Source organism: Pseudomonas farris (genome assembly GCF_019145235.1).
Taxonomy (GTDB): domain Bacteria; phylum Pseudomonadota; class Gammaproteobacteria; order Pseudomonadales; family Pseudomonadaceae; genus Aquipseudomonas; species Aquipseudomonas farris.
Genome location: NZ_JAHSTV010000007.1, coordinates 33020 through 48968, shown reverse-complemented (window position 1 = coordinate 48968; position 15949 = coordinate 33020). Strand labels below are relative to the sequence as shown.

At 57.7% G+C, this 15949-nt stretch carries 16 protein-coding genes; 7 read left to right on the top strand and 9 right to left on the bottom strand.

Features of this window, described 5'->3' with window-relative positions; genetic code table 11:
- Window positions 1-1008, top strand: coding sequence for an aldo/keto reductase (locus KVG95_RS15915; RefSeq protein WP_217857102.1), 1008 nt, complete (start codon window positions 1-3; stop codon window positions 1006-1008).
- Between the two features lie 56 nt (window positions 1009-1064).
- Here KVG95_RS15915 and KVG95_RS15910 read toward each other — a convergent pair whose 3' ends face one another.
- The 4 genes from KVG95_RS15910 to xylA form a co-directional block, all read right to left on the bottom strand.
- Window positions 1065-2213, bottom strand: a complete 1149-nt coding sequence (locus KVG95_RS15910) for a sugar ABC transporter permease (RefSeq protein ID WP_217857101.1) — start codon at window positions 2211-2213, stop codon at window positions 1065-1067.
- A complete protein-coding gene (gene xylG / locus KVG95_RS15905) occupies window positions 2214-3770 on the bottom strand; it encodes a D-xylose ABC transporter ATP-binding protein (RefSeq protein WP_217857100.1) in 1557 nt (518 codons plus the stop codon).
- A 125-nt stretch (window positions 3771-3895) separates the two neighbouring features.
- Entirely contained in the window at window positions 3896-4897 is a 1002-nt protein-coding gene (xylF, locus tag KVG95_RS15900) for a D-xylose ABC transporter substrate-binding protein (RefSeq protein WP_123722092.1), read from the bottom strand.
- Window positions 4898-5041: 144 nt separating this feature from the next.
- A complete protein-coding gene (xylA, locus tag KVG95_RS15895) occupies window positions 5042-6358 on the bottom strand; it encodes a xylose isomerase (protein WP_217857099.1) in 1317 nt (438 codons plus the stop codon).
- Between the two features lie 168 nt (window positions 6359-6526).
- On the opposite strand from xylA, the gene KVG95_RS15890 reads away from it, so the two are divergent.
- From KVG95_RS15890 to KVG95_RS15870, 5 genes are all read left to right on the top strand, one after another.
- A complete protein-coding gene (locus tag KVG95_RS15890) occupies window positions 6527-7714 on the top strand; it encodes a XylR family transcriptional regulator (RefSeq protein ID WP_217857098.1) in 1188 nt (395 codons plus the stop codon).
- A gap of 119 nt (window positions 7715-7833) precedes the next feature.
- Window positions 7834-8529 (top strand): tRNA (adenine(22)-N(1))-methyltransferase, encoded by a 696-nt coding sequence (locus tag KVG95_RS15885; protein WP_225923181.1) that lies wholly within the window; start codon window positions 7834-7836, stop codon window positions 8527-8529.
- 691 nt (window positions 8530-9220) lie between these two features.
- Complete coding sequence (locus tag KVG95_RS15880) at window positions 9221-9937, top strand: class I SAM-dependent methyltransferase (protein ID WP_217857097.1); 717 nt, start codon at window positions 9221-9223, stop codon at window positions 9935-9937.
- Window positions 9938-10214: 277 nt separating this feature from the next.
- Complete coding sequence (locus tag KVG95_RS15875) at window positions 10215-11051, top strand: AraC family transcriptional regulator (protein ID WP_217857096.1); 837 nt, start codon at window positions 10215-10217, stop codon at window positions 11049-11051.
- 51 nt (window positions 11052-11102) lie between these two features.
- The gene (locus tag KVG95_RS15870) at window positions 11103-11699 is read left to right on the top strand and encodes a LysE family translocator (protein ID WP_217857095.1); all 597 of its coding nucleotides are present in this window, start codon (window positions 11103-11105) and stop codon (window positions 11697-11699) included.
- 52 nt (window positions 11700-11751) lie between these two features.
- On the opposite strand, the gene KVG95_RS15865 is transcribed toward KVG95_RS15870, so the two are convergent.
- The 5 genes from KVG95_RS15865 to KVG95_RS15845 form a co-directional block, all read right to left on the bottom strand.
- Window positions 11752-12252, bottom strand: a complete 501-nt coding sequence (locus KVG95_RS15865) for a GNAT family N-acetyltransferase (protein ID WP_217857094.1) — start codon at window positions 12250-12252, stop codon at window positions 11752-11754.
- 126 nt (window positions 12253-12378) lie between these two features.
- Window positions 12379-12699 carry an isochorismate lyase gene (locus KVG95_RS15860; RefSeq protein WP_217857093.1) on the bottom strand — a complete coding sequence of 107 codons (321 nt, stop codon included), beginning with the start codon at window positions 12697-12699 and terminating at the stop codon, window positions 12379-12381.
- A gap of 41 nt (window positions 12700-12740) precedes the next feature.
- The gene (locus tag KVG95_RS15855) at window positions 12741-13283 is read right to left on the bottom strand and encodes a histidine phosphatase family protein (protein WP_217857092.1); all 543 of its coding nucleotides are present in this window, start codon (window positions 13281-13283) and stop codon (window positions 12741-12743) included.
- An 89-nt stretch (window positions 13284-13372) separates the two neighbouring features.
- On the bottom strand, window positions 13373-14437 hold the full coding sequence (locus tag KVG95_RS15850) for an SDR family oxidoreductase (protein WP_217857091.1): 1065 nt from the start codon (window positions 14435-14437) through the stop codon (window positions 13373-13375).
- Window positions 14438-14447: 10 nt separating this feature from the next.
- Window positions 14448-14864, bottom strand: coding sequence for an ester cyclase (locus KVG95_RS15845; RefSeq protein ID WP_217857090.1), 417 nt, complete (start codon window positions 14862-14864; stop codon window positions 14448-14450).
- Between the two features lie 121 nt (window positions 14865-14985).
- Here KVG95_RS15845 and KVG95_RS15840 point away from each other — a divergent pair, with 121 nt between their 5' ends.
- On the top strand, window positions 14986-15867 hold the full coding sequence (locus KVG95_RS15840) for a LysR family transcriptional regulator (protein ID WP_217857089.1): 882 nt from the start codon (window positions 14986-14988) through the stop codon (window positions 15865-15867).
- Window positions 15868-15949 lie beyond the last annotated feature (82 nt).

Sequence of the window (15949 nt, the reverse complement as noted above, 5' to 3'; positions counted from 1 at the left end):
ATGCAAAAGAATCGTCTTGGATCATCGGATTTCCTGATTTCGCCTATTGGCTTGGGGACATGGGCAATCGCCGGCGCCGGCTGGGAATACAGTTGGGGAGCGCAGGATGACCAGGACAGCCTGAGTGCACTTGAATATGCCGTCGAACGCGGCGTGAACTGGATTGACACCGCTGCGGTTTATGGCTTGGGCCATGCGGAGCAATTGGTGGGGCAATTGCTGTGTCGGGTGCCGGTCTCGCGGCGTCCTTTGGTGTTCACCAAAGGCAGCCTGGTCTGGGACCCGGTCACGAAACAGATTTCGCACTCCCTGGTCCCCCAATCCTTGCTCGCCGAGATCGACGCAAGCTTGCGCAGGCTCCAAGTCGAGACTATCGATCTGTATCAGATCCACTGGCCAGCCTTTCCTGCCGACGCAAGCAGTGAAGGTATTGAAATGGCGCTTTCGGCTTTGGCAGCCGCGCGCGATCAAGGAAAAATTCGCGCTATCGGCGTATCGAATTTCGATGTCGCTCAACTCAAGCGGGCGCAGGCGGTGACAGAGATCGTTTCGCTCCAGCCGCCGTACTCCGCCTTGATGCGGGACATCGAGAAAGACGTCCTGCCATTCTGTGAGCAGGCCGGGTTGGGTGTCCTTGCCTATTCCACACTTCAATCGGGGCTGCTGTCCGGCAGCATGACGCGCGAACGCATCTCGCAATTGCCCGAAGACGATTGGCGCAAGGCCCGAAGTGCTGATTTTCAGGAGCCCCGTTTGAGTGCGAACCTGGCATTGGTTGACGTCATGGCGCGTATTGGAGAAAGGCACGGGGTGAGCGCTGCGGCAGTCGCCATCTCTTGGGTACTTCGCCAACCGGTAGTGACGGGCGCCATTGTCGGAGCCCGCCGTCCCGCACAAGTAGACGGGCTGATTGCAGCCTCGGAGTTGCGTCTTGGCGCCGCGGAAATCGACGAAATTCGACCGTTCCTGCCCTCGGGCATGGGAACAAATGTCCCCGGCGTCGCCTGACTCTGTTGAACAGAGGGTGAGCGTTCGCCGACCAATCTTGTCGCTCATGAAACCGATCATCGGCTGGCCGAATAACGACCGGTCCGGGTGCTCACATCTACCCATACGGCTAACACCAGAATGCTGCCTTTGACAATCATCTGCCAGTAGCTGTCTACGTCGAGCATGGACATGCCGTTGTCCAGACTGGTGATGACCAACGCGCCAAGAAGGGCGCCATAGACCGTGCCGGAGCCGCCGCGCATAGAGGTGCCGCCGATGAAGCAGGCGGCGATGGCGTCGAGTTCGCCCATGCTGCCGGCCGAGGGTGAGCCGGCGGCAAGGCGGGCGGTGTTGACCACGCCGGCGAGAGCGCACATCACGCCCATGATCCCGAAAATCCACAGTTTCACAGCCTGTACGTTGATACCGGACAGGCGCGTGGCCTCCATGTTGCTGCCCACTGAATAGACGCGTCTTCCGAAGACGGTCTGGCTGGTCACGTAGCTGAACACGCCCAGCAGAATCAACAGAAGCAGCACTGGAACCGGAATCCCGTCGTAGCTGTTGAGGGTATAGACGAACCCGCCCAGTACCGCGCCGATCAACACCACGCGCAATACGTCACGCATCATCGAGTGTGCCGCCAGGCCGTGGAGAGCACGATTGCGGCGTTGTTTCCAGGTCAGCAAAAGTGTCAGCGCGAACAGCAGCACGCCCAAGCCGGTGCCTACCGCGTGCGGCAGATAACCCTGGCCAACGTAGACCAGCTCCGGCGATACCGGGGCGATGGTGGTGCCGCCGGTAATTCCCAGCAGGATGCCGCGAAAGGCCAACATGCCACCCAGCCCGACGATGAAAGACGGGATCCGCAGGTAGGCGGTCATGTAGCCGTTGGCCAAACCGATCATCAATCCGCACAGGGCGACCAGGCTCAGGTTCGCCAATAGCGGTATGTGATAGACCACGTCGAGAATCGCCGCCAGTCCACCCAGCAGGCCCAGCAATGAACCGACCGATAAATCGATCTCGCCGCTGATGATGACCAGCACCATGCCGCAGGCGAGAATCCCGGTGATGGACATCTGCCGCAGCAGATTGGAGAGGTTGCGCGGGGTCAGAAATCCGCCCTCGGTCTGCCAACTGAAGAACAGCCAGATAATCGCCACAGCAATCACTAGCGCGAGCATTTTGTAGCGGGTGAAGAGCTGTTTGATCTGATTCATCTACACGGATTTCCGATCATTATTGTGATGGCCAGCGGGGTGGCTGAGCGCGGCGGCGAGCACCTGTTCCTGGGTGAGTTCGTGGTTGACGAAATCGCCGCGCAATTGGCCTTCGCCGATCACCAGGACGCGGTCGGAGACGCCGAGCACCTCGGCCAGTTCCGAGGACACCATGATGATCGACACGCCTTCAGCCGCCAGCGTCCCCATCAACTTGTAGATTTCATACTTGGCGCCGACATCCACACCTCGGGTGGGCTCATCGAGAATCAGTACCCGGGGTTTGGTCAAAAGCATTTTCGCCAGCACGGCTTTTTGTTGATTGCCGCCAGAGAGGCTGGTGATTGGCAGGAACGGGCTCGCGGTTTTGAGATGCATGCGCGAGATTTCCCGGTCGATGCTGCCCAGTTCGGCTTCGGCGTCGATGCGGGTCATTTTCGAGTAATTGTCCAGCACGGCCAGGGTGATGTTCTGGCCGACGCCCAGATCCGGAATGATGCCCTGGCGCTTGCGGTCCTCGGGCACCATGCCCAGGCCGGCGCGGATTGATTTGCGCGGCGTGCGTGTGTCGATCGGTTTGCCGTCCAGCCAGACCTCGCCTTCGTGGCGACCGGGGTAAGCGCCGAAAAGCGCCGACACCAGCTCCGTGCGTCCGGCGCCGACCAGACCGGCGATGCCGAGGATTTCACCGCGTTTGAGGACGAACGAAATGTCGTCGACCCGTTTGCGTTTCGGTGTATCGACGTCGTAGCAGGTGACGTGGCGCGCCTCGAAAATCACCTCGCCAATGTCGTGGGGCTCGGTGGGGTAGAGGTTGCTCATTTCCCGTCCGACCATTTGGGTGATGATCTTTGGAATGTCCATGTCCACCATGGCGGTCGTTGCGATGTGTTGGCCGTCACGGATCACCGAAATGGTGTCGCATACGGCGGCCACTTCATCAAGCTTGTGAGAGATGTAAACGCAGGCAACGCCCTTGGCCTTAAGGTCGCGGATGATATCCAGCAGCACCTCGATTTCCGAACGGGTCAGGGCCGATGAAGGCTCATCGAGGATCAGCAGACGCGCTTGCTTGTTCAGTGCCTTGGCGATTTCCACCAGTTGCTGGTAGCCACCGCCGTACTGCGAAACCGGTAGCGATACGTTCATGTCCGGTACTTTCAGTTCACGCATCAGGGCTTCGGCGCGGTGGATCATCGCCGGGTAATTCATGCGCCCGCCGGGCAGCATCAGCTCATGGCCCATGAAAATGTTTTCGGCCACCGACAGGTCGGGAACCAGCGTCAATTCCTGATGAATGATGACGATACCGGCGGCCTCGGTCTCGCTGATCGATTGCGCCCTGAGCGGCTGGCCGTCCCAGAGGATTTCACCGTCCCAGGTACCATAGGGGTAGACCGCCGACAGAATTTTCATCAGCGTGGATTTACCGGCGCCGTTCTCGCCGCACAATCCCACGCATTCACCGGGCTTGACCCTGATGTCGATGCCATTGAGGGCTTTGACACCGCCGAAGGTTTTGACGATGCCGTTCATTTGCAGCAGGTAGTCGGACATGGCGAGGGCTCACACAAAGGGCTCACACATAAGCAACAGACGGGAGGCCAACCCTGCGGGAACGGATTGGCTCGCCCCGCAGGATTGCACTCAAGCTTGCTCTCGAGTCTGTACCGCTCGATGGTTCACTGTCCGGCAATCTGCGCCTTGGTGTAGAACCCGTCCTGTTCCAGCAGGTCGATGTTGTCCTTGGTCAATGGGGTCGGGGTGAGCAAGATGGTGTCGACTTTTTTACTGCCATTGTCGTACTGCGAGCTGTAGGTGGGTTTCTCGTTACGCGCCAGTTGCACTGACAGCTTGGCGGCTTCGGAGGCGATGAGTTTCAGCGGCTTGTAGACGGTCATGGTCTGAGTGCCATTGATCACTCGCTTGACCGCTGCCAGGTCCGCGTCCTGACCCGAGATTGGCACCTTGCCGGCCAGTTTCTGCGCGGCCAGTGCCTGGATGGCACCGCCGGCAGTGGCGTCGTTGGAGGCGACGATGCCATCAATCTTGTTGTCGTTGCGGGTCAGGGCATTTTCGACAATGCTCAGCGCTTCGGTGGGGTTCCATTCCTTCACCCACTGTTGGCCGACGATTTTGATATCACCCTTGTCGATGGCCGGTTGCAGCACTTTCATCTGACCTTCGCGCAGGACCTTTGCGTTGTTGTCGGTCGGCGCGCCTCCGAGCAAAAAGTAGTTGCCCTTGGGCGCTGCTTGCAGCACGCCGCTGGCCTGCATCTCGCCGACCTTTTCGTTATCGAAGGAAATGTAAGCGTCGATATCGGCGTTGAGAATCAGGCGGTCATAGGACACGACCTTGATTCCGGCCTTCTTGGCTTCGGCGACGGCATTGGTCAGTACGGTGGCGTTGAATGGCACGATGACGATCACATCGACGCCACGGGAGATGAGGTTTTCGATTTGCGAAATCTGCTTTTGCTCGTTGGCATCGGCCGATTGCACGAAGACCTTGGCGTCCATTTTTTCCGCCGCCGCGACGAAGTAGTCCCGGTCACGTGACCAACGTTCCAGCCGCAGGTCATCAATGGAGAAACCGATTTTCGGGTGGGCAGAATCGGCCATGACCGAAAGGGATAGCAAAGACAGGGCGCCGGCGAGTAGCGTGCGTTTTAGTTTCTTCATGATGGTGCGTCCTTTTATTGTTGTTTGAAAGACACTGCCTGACGATGAATATCGTGCCGGTAGAACTGTAGAGAGTCGCCAGGTGCCGCGGGCATAGATTTGTCGCGCGAATGTCACAGCGCCGCCAGCGGACGTTGTTGACCGTCAGTTGTAGATAAACCGGTTGACGACGTTTTCGAGCATCTCCTGCCTGCCGCTGACGGCCTGCGGATTCAGTTCGTTGGCGAAGGCATGTTCGGCCAGTGATTGGAGGCTGAACTCACCCGCCAGTACCGCTAGCCCCAAGGGCTGCTCCCAGCCGGCATAGCGTTGATCCTTGAATTGCTGGAGTCGGTCGTTCTGCACCATGGCCGCCGCGCGCTCCAGGGACAGGGCGAGGACGTCCATCGCGGCGACGTGGCCATGGAACAGATCGATCTCGTCGAGGCTTTGGCGGCGAACCTTGGAGTCGAAGTTGAACCCGCCATTCTTGAAACCACCGACTTTGAGAATTTCGTAGGTGGCCAGGGTCATCTCTTCGACGCTATTGGGAAACTGGTCGGTATCCCAGCCGTTCTGCGGATCACCACGGTTGGCGTCGATGCTGCCGAAGATCCCCAACGAGGCTGCCGTTGCGATTTCGTGATGGAAGCTATGACCCGCCAGGGTCGCATGGTTGGCCTCGATGTTGACCTTGATTTCGTTTTCCAGGCCGAACTGATGCAGAAAGCCAAAGACGGTGGCGCTGTCGTAATCGTATTGGTGCTTGGTCGGCTCCTGCGGCTTGGGTTCGATCAGCAGGTCACCTTTGAAACCGATCTTGTGTTTATGTTCGACCACCATTCGCATGAAACGACCCAGTTGTTCGCGTTCGCGTTTCAAGTCGGTGTTGAGCAGGGTTTCGTAGCCCTCGCGACCGCCCCACAACACGTAGTTGGACCCTTTGAGACGCTGGGTAGCGTTCAAGGCGCTGAATACCTGAGCGGCGGCACAGGCGAACACTTGCGGGTCCGGGTTGCTGGCGGCGCCTGCGGCGAAGCGCGGGTTGCTGAAGCAGTTGGCAGTTCCCCACAGCAGCTTGATCCCGCTCTGTTCCTGATGGCGCTCCAGATGGTCGATCATCTGCGCGAAGTGGTTGCGGTAATCCTTTAGCGAACTGCCTTCCGGGGCGACATCCGTATCGTGGAAGCAGTAGTAGTCGATACCAAGTTTGGAGAAGAACTCGAATGCAGCTTCCGCCTTGCCGATGGCCATCTCCATCGGATCTGCAGCTTGCTGCCACGGGCGCTTGAAGGTACCTGCACCGAACACATCGGAGCCCGGCCAGACGAAGGTGTGCCAATAGCAGACAGCCATGCGCAGGTGCTCGCGCATCGGTTTGCCGAGGATAAGCTTGTTGGCATCGTAGTGGCGAAAGGCGAGGGGAGAGTCGCTGGCGGGGCCTTCGTAGAGAATCTTGTCGACATCGGGAAAGTACGGCATTGGCAATGTCCTTGTTGTTCTTGGCGGTGTCTCGATACTAGCAACGGCCTTGTGGCTGCTGATTATGAAAGTCACCAACACAGGGTGCGATTTTGAGTATTGAGATTCGTCGTATGCACGCCTAGTCTGTGCCGACGCCTCGGTGTTGACCGGCCCAGGACAAGAACAATGAAAACCGTACCGCCCGTTCACCGCATCGCACTGCTGTTCAATGGCAGCAAGATCTACGACCGCGGCATCATCAGTGGCATCGGCAACTACCTGAGCAGCACCCGCGCATCCTGGGACTTGTTTCTTGAGGAGGATTTCCTCTGCCGGTTGAAAGGGATCGAGCGCTGGCAGGGTGACGGGATCATTGCCGACTTCGACGACCCGCTGATTGGCGAGGCGCTGGCCGCAATCAAGTTGCCCGTGGTGGCGGTGGGCGGTTCTTATCAGGATGCGCGAGCCTATCCGAAAGGTATTCCGTACGTCGCCACCGACAATGCCGCGCTGATGACGCTGGCGTATGAGCACCTGATCGAAGCCGGGCTGACGCGTTTTGCCTGCTTCAGCCTGCCTGAAGCACAAGCCAATCGTTGGGCTCAGGAACGGGAAAAAGCCTTTCGCCAGCTGATGCAACGCGATGGCCTGCACGCGGAGGTCTATCGCGGCATGGGCACCAGCGCGCCGCTCTGGGACAGCGCCGTCGAACAGCAGATCGCCTGGCTGCAGAGCCTGCCCAAACCCATCGGCATCATCGCCGTCAGTGACGCGCGCGCCCGGCAGCTACTGCAAGCCTGCCTTACCGCCGGGATCGCCGTGCCGGAGCAGGTGGCGTTGATTGGCATCGACAACGACCCGCTGACCCGCAGCCTGACCCGGGTGCCACTGAGCTCGGTCATCCAGGGCACCGAAACCATGGGGCGAACCGCTGCGCATCTGCTCCATCAGATGCTGCACGGCATGCCGTCCACAGGCACGCAAATACTGATTCCCCCTGATTCGATCAACGTGCAGGTATCAAGTCTGCATCAACCATTAGGTGACCCCTACGTCATGCAGGCGCTGCTGTTCATTCGTCAATATGCCTGCCAGGGCATCAAGACGGCGCAGGTGGCGGCTTATGTCGGCATATCGCGCTCGTCGCTGGAGTCGCACTTTCGCAAAGTGCGAGGCTGCAGCGTGCATGACGAGATCCTGCGCTTCAAACTGGCGGCCGCGACCAACGGGCTGGAGAACAGCGATTCAGCGATTGCAGACATTGCGTCCAGCTGCGGCTTCAAATCTGCGCAGTATCTGCACACTGTGTTCCGTCGCGAGTTTGGCTGTACGCCCCGTGAATACCAGCAGGGCGTCAGCGTCGCGATGCAGTGATCGTTGGGGTGAGTCATCGCCCTGGTCGTATAAATTTGAAATGTACGGCGTTGCTCTACAGAATCTCCCCCCCGATCCGGCCAAAGGTGCCGGACACTCGTGGTGAAAAGGAACTGCAGTTGAACGAACAGACATTGTCCATACGCCTGGAGCGCGTGGCGGCGCATGTGCCACCAGGTGCGCGCCTGGCCGATATCGGCTCGGATCACGGCTACCTGCCGGTGGCGTTGATGCGCCGTGGCGCCATCGCGACGGCGGTGGCCGGCGAGGTGGCATTGACGCCGTTCCGCTCGGCCGAACGCACCGTGCGCGAGAACGGCCTGGACCAGCGGATCACCGTGCGCCTGGCCAATGGCCTGGCGGCGATCGAGCCGGGTGACGGGATCACGGCGATCAGCATCTGTGGCATGGGCGGCGAGACAATCCGCGACATCCTCGACAGCGGCAAGGCGCACCTGAGCGGCCAAGAGAGATTGATCCTGCAGCCCAACGGCGGCGAGCAGCCACTGCGCCAATGGCTGATGGAAAATGGCTACCGCATCCTCTGCGAGGAGCTGCTGCGGGAAAATCGCTTCTACTACGAGATCATTATCGCCGAGTGCGACGGGCCGGTGATGTACACCGCCGAGGAGCTGTACTTCGGCCCGCTGCAGATGCAGGCGCGCAGCCCGGCGTTCCTGTCCAAGTGGCAGCGCCTGTTGCGCCAGAAGCAGAAGACCCTGACCAACTTCGCCCAGGCGCGACAGGCCGTGCCCGAGGAGAAGGTGCAAGACACCGAACGGCAGGCCCGGTGGATCAGCGAGCTGCTGGCTTGAACTCACGGTGTTAGCCGCTTTAGAGCCCCCTGAAACCGATAAACCAGGGAAGCGTATCCCTGCCTCTATGCCCTTTATACTCCGATTTTCTTTCAAGCTGCTTTCGACAATAAAACAAACTGATCATGGCTGGGATTAAGAACAAGTTGAACAACCATTGAAACGCATCTGTTGATTTCAAGGTGATCGCCGTAAGTAAGTTGATTAGAACCAGACCAATGATTAAAAGGTTGTATCTAATATGTCGACGCTTGATTAAAGCAAAGCTTTCCCAGTCATAAATCAGCCATTCGTGGGAAAATTCGTCGCATTTAGGGCACTTATGGGTTGGCGGAAGTTTGTCTCCGATATAACCACAGCCAGGGCATCGAACTTTCATGGCGCTATCCACTATTAGGTGACATGCCATGTCGCGTTTCTTGTCGCGGTAAGTGCGGGGAAACATGACTGAGGTGACGGCAAGCCCGACTATGGTAAAGAGGGTAGCAGGACACCACCCGTTTGCCACCAGTCTGTCCACCGACTGCTTTGTGGTCGATTGCGGCCTGTCACGAAGGGCTGCAATCGACCTATAACTCCCTGTCGCAAAGGCGAATTCAATATTCCTGGCAGGAATGCATCTCATAAAATTAATGAATTTTTATTATTTAAGTATGTGGAGTAGCTTAATTCAAGGACATGGAGAACCGCCTTGAAATCATCACCTCTGAAAGCAATTGAAAAATTCGATACCTCTCGGGCCAATGAATATGGACGACAGAGCCGCATCGCATTAGCAGGGTATGACGCCTGCCACGATCTTACCGCGTGTATGTTGGCGGCAAGCCTTGGTAATACAAGCTCCGCGAGAATATTGGCAGTCGGCGCTGGTGGTACCGCCCAAGAGATTATTGCTATGGCAGCATTGGAGCCAAGTTGGCATTTCACTGCCATAGATCCGTCTGAGCCAATGTTGGAGGCTGCGGCACAGCAGTTGAAGGCAAACAAGTTGCTTGAAAGAACGAATATGCACCTTGGGCAAGTCGACGATCTGCCTGAAGATAAGTTATACGACGCGGGCACTTTGATAGGCGTACTCCATCATCTCGAGGGAGATGACGCCAAGCGAAAACTTTTGCAATCCATCCGGACTCGTCTAAAGCCGGGTGCGCCGCTGATTGTGGCAGGAAATCAATATGCTTATGCCAGCCAACCGTTGTTGCTTGATGCCTGGGGGCAACGGTGGCGGCAACATGGAGCCAGCCCGGATGAAGTGAAGGCCAAGTTAGGAAAAATTCTACAGGGAGCTGACCCGCCACATTCCGAGGCTGCGGTTCAACAATTGATGCATGACTCTGGATTCGGAGACGCTACTCGTTTCTTCAGTAGTCTGTTCTGGGGTGCCTGGCTAACGCGTAAGACCATTTAAAACGGAACCGTAGACTGCTCTGGCCGTTTTCTGCCTGCTACGACGCAGCTATCGGGCCAAGATCCAAAACGCTGTCAGCACAACGACTTCTGGTAATAGAACCCACACATCGACTCGGGAACGCTGACACACTGCTTGAAGAGAAACAGCTGGAGGCATTTATCAAGGATGCATTTGCCGAGGAACCTGCACAAATCTTCTAAACGTTCTTTTCCATTGCGCGGTAATTTAGTCGTCCGCACAGATCAACACTGAGCCATGACCCAGGGAGCCTTGCGTGGATAGACGCAACTGGATTGAGCTGTCCCAGGACGCCGATACCGGGATTGAATCGATTCGTGCCCATTTTCAGGGGCATGCCTACGATCCGCATTGGCATGACAGTTTTCTGGTCGGGGTCACCGAGCAGGGGGTGCAGCAGTTCAATTGCCGGCGCGTTCGCCACCTCAGTACGCCGGGCAAGGTATTCATGCTGGAGCCGGGGGAAATCCACGATGGGCATGCGCCGACCGAGGAGGGGTTTACTTATTCGATGCTCTACCTCGATCCGCACTGGCTGGAGCGGGAGTTGCACGCGTTGTTCGAGCACGCGCCGGCCAACAGTCAGCCGGGTTTTGCCGACACCCTGAGCCAGGATCCGCGCCTGGCCACTGCCATTTTTCAAGCCTTCCACGCGCTCCATGAGGGCGACTTGCGCATTGTGCGCCAGAGCGCCATCGACACCTTGTTGGGTTCGCTCACTTGCCACCTTGATTGGCGCAAGCGTCAGACCTTTGATCCGCGCCTGCCGTGGGTGGCCCAGGTTGCACGTGACTATTTGCATGCCCATGTTTACGAAGACATCGGGCTGGATGATCTGGCCCAAGCCTGTGGTGTTGATCGCTTTCGTCTGACGCGGGCCTTCAAGGCAGCCTTTGGGCTGGCGCCTCATGCTTATTTGATCCAGCTGCGCCTGGCCAAGGCGCGACAACTGCTGGCGCGGGGCGAGTCGCCGGCTCAGGTGGCCAGTGCGCTTGGGTTCGCCGATCAAAGCCATATGGGGCGCTGGTTCCGCCGTGCCTACCAGCTCACACCCGCGGATTACCGCAAGCGCTGCTCAAACCTTCCAGACTGAATCCCGCTGACCCGCGACCATGGTTTCCTAATTGATCAAGGAGTCCATGCCATGGAATCGTTGTTGCCTTTCCTGCTGTTTGCGTTCGTTGCCTCGATTACCCCGGGACCGACCAATATTCTGGTGTTGAGCCACAGTTCGCGGCGGGGGCTGGGTGCCACGCTGCCGATCATTTTTGGCGCATGTGTGGCGGCGGCGCTGATTGTGTTTGCAGTCGGGCTCGGCGTGGGCGAAACGCTGCTGCGGTTTCCGCGTGTGCAGCAGGCAATGGCCTGGGCCGGGGTACTCTGGTTGAGTTGGCTGGCCTGGCAGATCTTTCAAAGCGCGCCGCCGTCCCTGGACCCGACCACCCCGCGCGATGAGGGGCTCAGCGTGTTCGGCGCCGCCACCCTGCAATTGGTCAACCCCAAGGTCTGGATGATGGCGATGGCGGTGGTCAGCGTATTTGTCGGTGGCGGCGACAAGACCCTGCGGCTGGTGGTGTTGTCGCTGATGTTTCTGTTGGTCTCTTTGCCGTGCATGACCCTGTGGGCGTTGCTCGGCGTGGGTAGTGCCCGGGCTTTTGGTTCGCCACAGGCGTTCAAACGCATGAACACTGCACTGGCTTTTTTGCTGCTGGTGTCGGCCTGGTTGACCGTGCTGGTGTAGGTCGAACATTGCCTGGGCAGGGCGAAGCAAGTCACAGCTTGCTGTCACTCATCTATATCAAAAGGCCAAACCGATATTCGTGCTCTGTCCCTTCCTGCCCAGATATAGGTTCAATCAAGAAGCCGCACCGGTTGAGCACTTTTGCCGAGCCGATATTTGCAGCGTATACGTTGGCAACCAGTTGTTTAAGGTTCCAATGCAGCTGCGCCTCCTGGATCAGATGCTTCACCGCCAACGTTGCCAGACCCTGTCCGCAAGCGCTTTGAGCAATCCGATAGCCGACTTCAGCCGACCGTTCGGAGATGTCGATACCTTTCAGGTTCGCCCGACCCACTATTTTTCCGTCAGCATCTTCGATGACAAATGGGTGCCAGGTTCCGGCGGCAAAGTCAGATAAATAAGCCGCAATGTGGCCGGCGACGCCCTGCACCGAGTAAAAAGCAGCGTCGCGCGCGTCAATGAAACGCTCGAACCACTCGCGATTGTCCATTTCAAAGGTCAGCAACGCCTCAGCATCAGTACTTTGTAGGGTACGAATTCTGACGGGTTTCATAAGATCGCTTCCTTGGTAGAACCACTTGGTAATTGTGCAGTGGAACAACTGTCCGCTCTCGGCCGATTCTTACCTGCATCGGTCGGTTGAATCCACAACCCAAAGCGGACAGCCCGGACATCAGAATCAGGTTTCGGATTGATGAGCCGCCCAGTGTTTCATCTCTTCGGCAATGAAGTGGTTCACCAGGTCGCTGTACATCTTCTCGATTGCATCCGGGCTCAGGCCCTCGGCCTTAGCCCACTCGCGACGTGTCGCCAGCATCGCCTTGAAACGCTCCGGTGCACGCACCGAAGTCGCTGAGGTCTTGAACTTCGAGGCCGCCAGCACGTAATGAAAACGCTTGCCCAATAGCTTGATAACGGCCTGATCAAGGGCATCGATTTCGCGTCGGATGTCCTCCATGCCTGCACACTCTGCGGGCTGCAACTGATTGATGACTTCCATGTAAGTGACTCCGTTTGCTGAAAAAGATCGTGAGGTATCTCTTAAACACCGCCGTATTGATACACCGTCGCACTCCAATACTGGCTGCCGTTACGTTTTTGCCGAGTCCATCCATCTGCCACCAATTGTTTGGCAATCATTCGATTCATAAAGCCATGACCGAGCAGCAGAACCGGTCCTTCGCTGGCAAGGGACTGAAGTCGTTGAGCTGCCGTGCTGGCGCGCATCTTTGCAGTGGCGACGGATTCGACTCTGCGTGAGTAACCGCACAACCATAAGACTCGAAGGATAAATGCCCAGGTAAACGGTGATAGCCGTGGCAGTTTCCAGTGACCATAAGGCAGTTGCGCTTCACAGAAAAGCGCGTCGACGAGGGCGGGTTTCAGGCCAAGAGCCTGGACGGAAGTCAGCGCACGAGGCGCGTTGCTTGAGACAATCACCGTGGCGGATGCGGCGAGCTGCATGCTGGCGTCCGGGACGGGTTGGTTGGTGATTTCGGACCGGTTGTATTGTTCGATCCAGTCTTTCATATCGAGCGCTGACATTTTGTCGGTTGCGACCAACTTTGGCTGGCCGTGACGCATCAGGATTATTTTCCTACTCACAGTATGTTTACGTCCTTGTCCTGGTATGCGGTGAATGTGGGACTCGACGGTAATCTTATCTGTGAAAGTCAGTCGTCGGCCATGACGGATGTGCGTTTTTCCTGCGTGGGAGGCGCACTGTTTTCAAACCAATCGTGATCGCGGTACCACGCCACGGTGTCAGTGAGTGTCAGCTCCAGCGGCCGGAAACTCAGGCCAAGCTCTTGTTCACTCTTGCTGTGGTTGAAACAGGTGCGGTCCTTCTCTCGTACCAACAGGCGCAACGTGGCCATGCTCAGCAGAATGGGCTTGCCGGTAATACGCGCATAGATCTCCTGCACCGCCGCCAAGGTGTATAGAAAGGGCAGTGGTAGTTGTCGAACGGGTGTCTTGACGCCCGCTATACGTCCCAGAACAGGCACCAGCTCACGCATTGTCATATGCCGGCCCGCCGCGAGATAGCGCTCACCGCGCCGTCCATGTCTGGCAGCGGCAATTTGCGCCAACGCCACATCGCGAGCATCGACAACGGAGAAACTACCGGGGATCAGTCCGGGCAATTTGCCACGCACGACATCGTTAACCAACTGTCCCGAGGAGGTCGGGCCCATGTCGGCAGGGCCCCACATCCAGCCAGGCAGAACCATGCAGGCATGCATCTTGGGATGGCGTTCCAGGAACGACAAGACGACGCGGTCGGCGAGGATCTTGCTACGGTAGTAGTCATCCGCATCGGCGTCGGCCCGCAGGCAAGTTTCATCGATTGACGTGCCGGGTGCGCCGTCGAGCACGGCAATGGAAGACGTGTGGATGAAGCGTCGGATACCGGCGTTGTAGGCCTGGGCAAGCAGGCGCCGCGTACCCTCCACGTTAATCTTTTCGAGTTCCTTCCAGTGACTGCCGCCCTTGTAGTTGTCGCGAAAGAACGCGGCGGTGTGAAACACCGTATCGCAGCCTTGCAGCGCCGTTGCGAACGCGTCGACATCGGCCATGTCACCAACGACCAGTTCCACACCCTGCAAATGCTTGAATTGTTGTTCACCTTTGGCTCTTGAGCGAACCAGGGCTTTGACCGCGCAGCCTCGAGCGACCAGTTCTCGCACCAGGTTGTTGCCCAACAAGCCGGTCGCGCCAGTGACGAATGTACTATGCATAGGTCAACCCTCACTCTGATCGGCTAAAAAATGACATCAACACCGCACTGTCGAAGAAGGCCTCTTCACGGATGGCCAGCCCGTCTTTGAAGGTGAAGTGTGCGGCGTAGTACACGGCAATATGGCGGCCATGGGGTGGAATCACCCGGTCCGGCATCACTAATGGTGCGGTGAAGGTGCCGGTCAGGAAGGCGGTCAGTGCTAAACGATCGTTATCGACGGCAAATGGGCTGAAGGTCAGCTGGGCATCGGGGAAGGCTTCGAGTAATGCGGTTTCTCGTTTGCGCATGGATTCGCGACCGGTTTGCATCCCCATCCCATCGAAGTAGATGAAGTCTTCGCAAACCAGCGTCAGCATCGCTTCCACATCACGGCGATTGAAGGCGCTGGCGGCGCGTTCCGCAAAGTCGTTGGGGCCAGTAGTCATACAGTCCGTTCCATTCCATTCGTTTCGAGGGCTTGTAGATATACCTTTGAGGCCTCTGCCGAAAAACAGCGACTGCTGCATAATGGCTTTGCAAATTTGCAAATCAGGGAAGATATGAAGCATGGCTTTGCAAGCAAACTGGGACGATCTTCGTCTGCTGTTGGCAGTCTCGCGACGTGGCAGCTTTCTTCAGGCCGGCCAATTGCTGGGGATCGCGGCGTCTACTGTGTCGCGACGGCTGACCCAACTTGAAGGTGCACTTGGCGAGCCACTCGTCGAGCGGGGAGTTGAAGGATGCTGGTTGACCCCGCGAGGCCAATCCCTCGTGGACGTTGCCCTGGCTGCAGAAGCGGGCTTGAGGCGTCAAACCGTTACGGGCATGTCCGAGCTACACACAGAGCTATCTGGCACTGTCGTGGTCAGTGCAGGGGAGGGGTTCTCTTCTTGCGTGCTCGAGGCCGCGAGTCGCTTCACCTCTGTGCACCCGCGATGCTCGGTGGAATTGCTGATAACAGCCGACTTTCACAAGATTGTCCGCGGCGCCGCAGACATTGCAGTACGCACAGCTCATCTGGGCGAGCCGTCGCTGATTTATCGCCCCATAGGCAGGCTCGCTTACGGTGTCTTCGCCGATGCAGGTTATCTGAAGCGGTTTCCAGGAGTGACGCCGGCCACTGCGGTCAATATTGCCTTGCTTCCTCCGCTGGATATGTTGCCGCAAATGTGTGTGGCAAAGGCGGCGGGCCTGGAACGCATGCAGATCAGCGTGAACTCGTTCGCGGCTCAGCTCGAATCGGTGAAGCGAGGTATGGGCGTGGCAGTGCTGCCCTGTATTCTGGCGAAGGACCTGATCGAGCTATTCCCGGATATCCAGCTTCCAGATATGGAGGTCTATCTGGTGACCCGGCCGCAGGCGTTGAAACAGGCTCACATCAAATGTTTTTTTGTCATCCTGGAGCAGGTGCTGCTTGAAGCCATTTCCATAGAAAGTGTCGAAGATTAGCCCTTGGGGGAGGCGCCCCGAAATGGGTGAATAAGGGCAAATACATCTTCTCAAATTCAGTGGCTTTGACTTTGCAATCTGG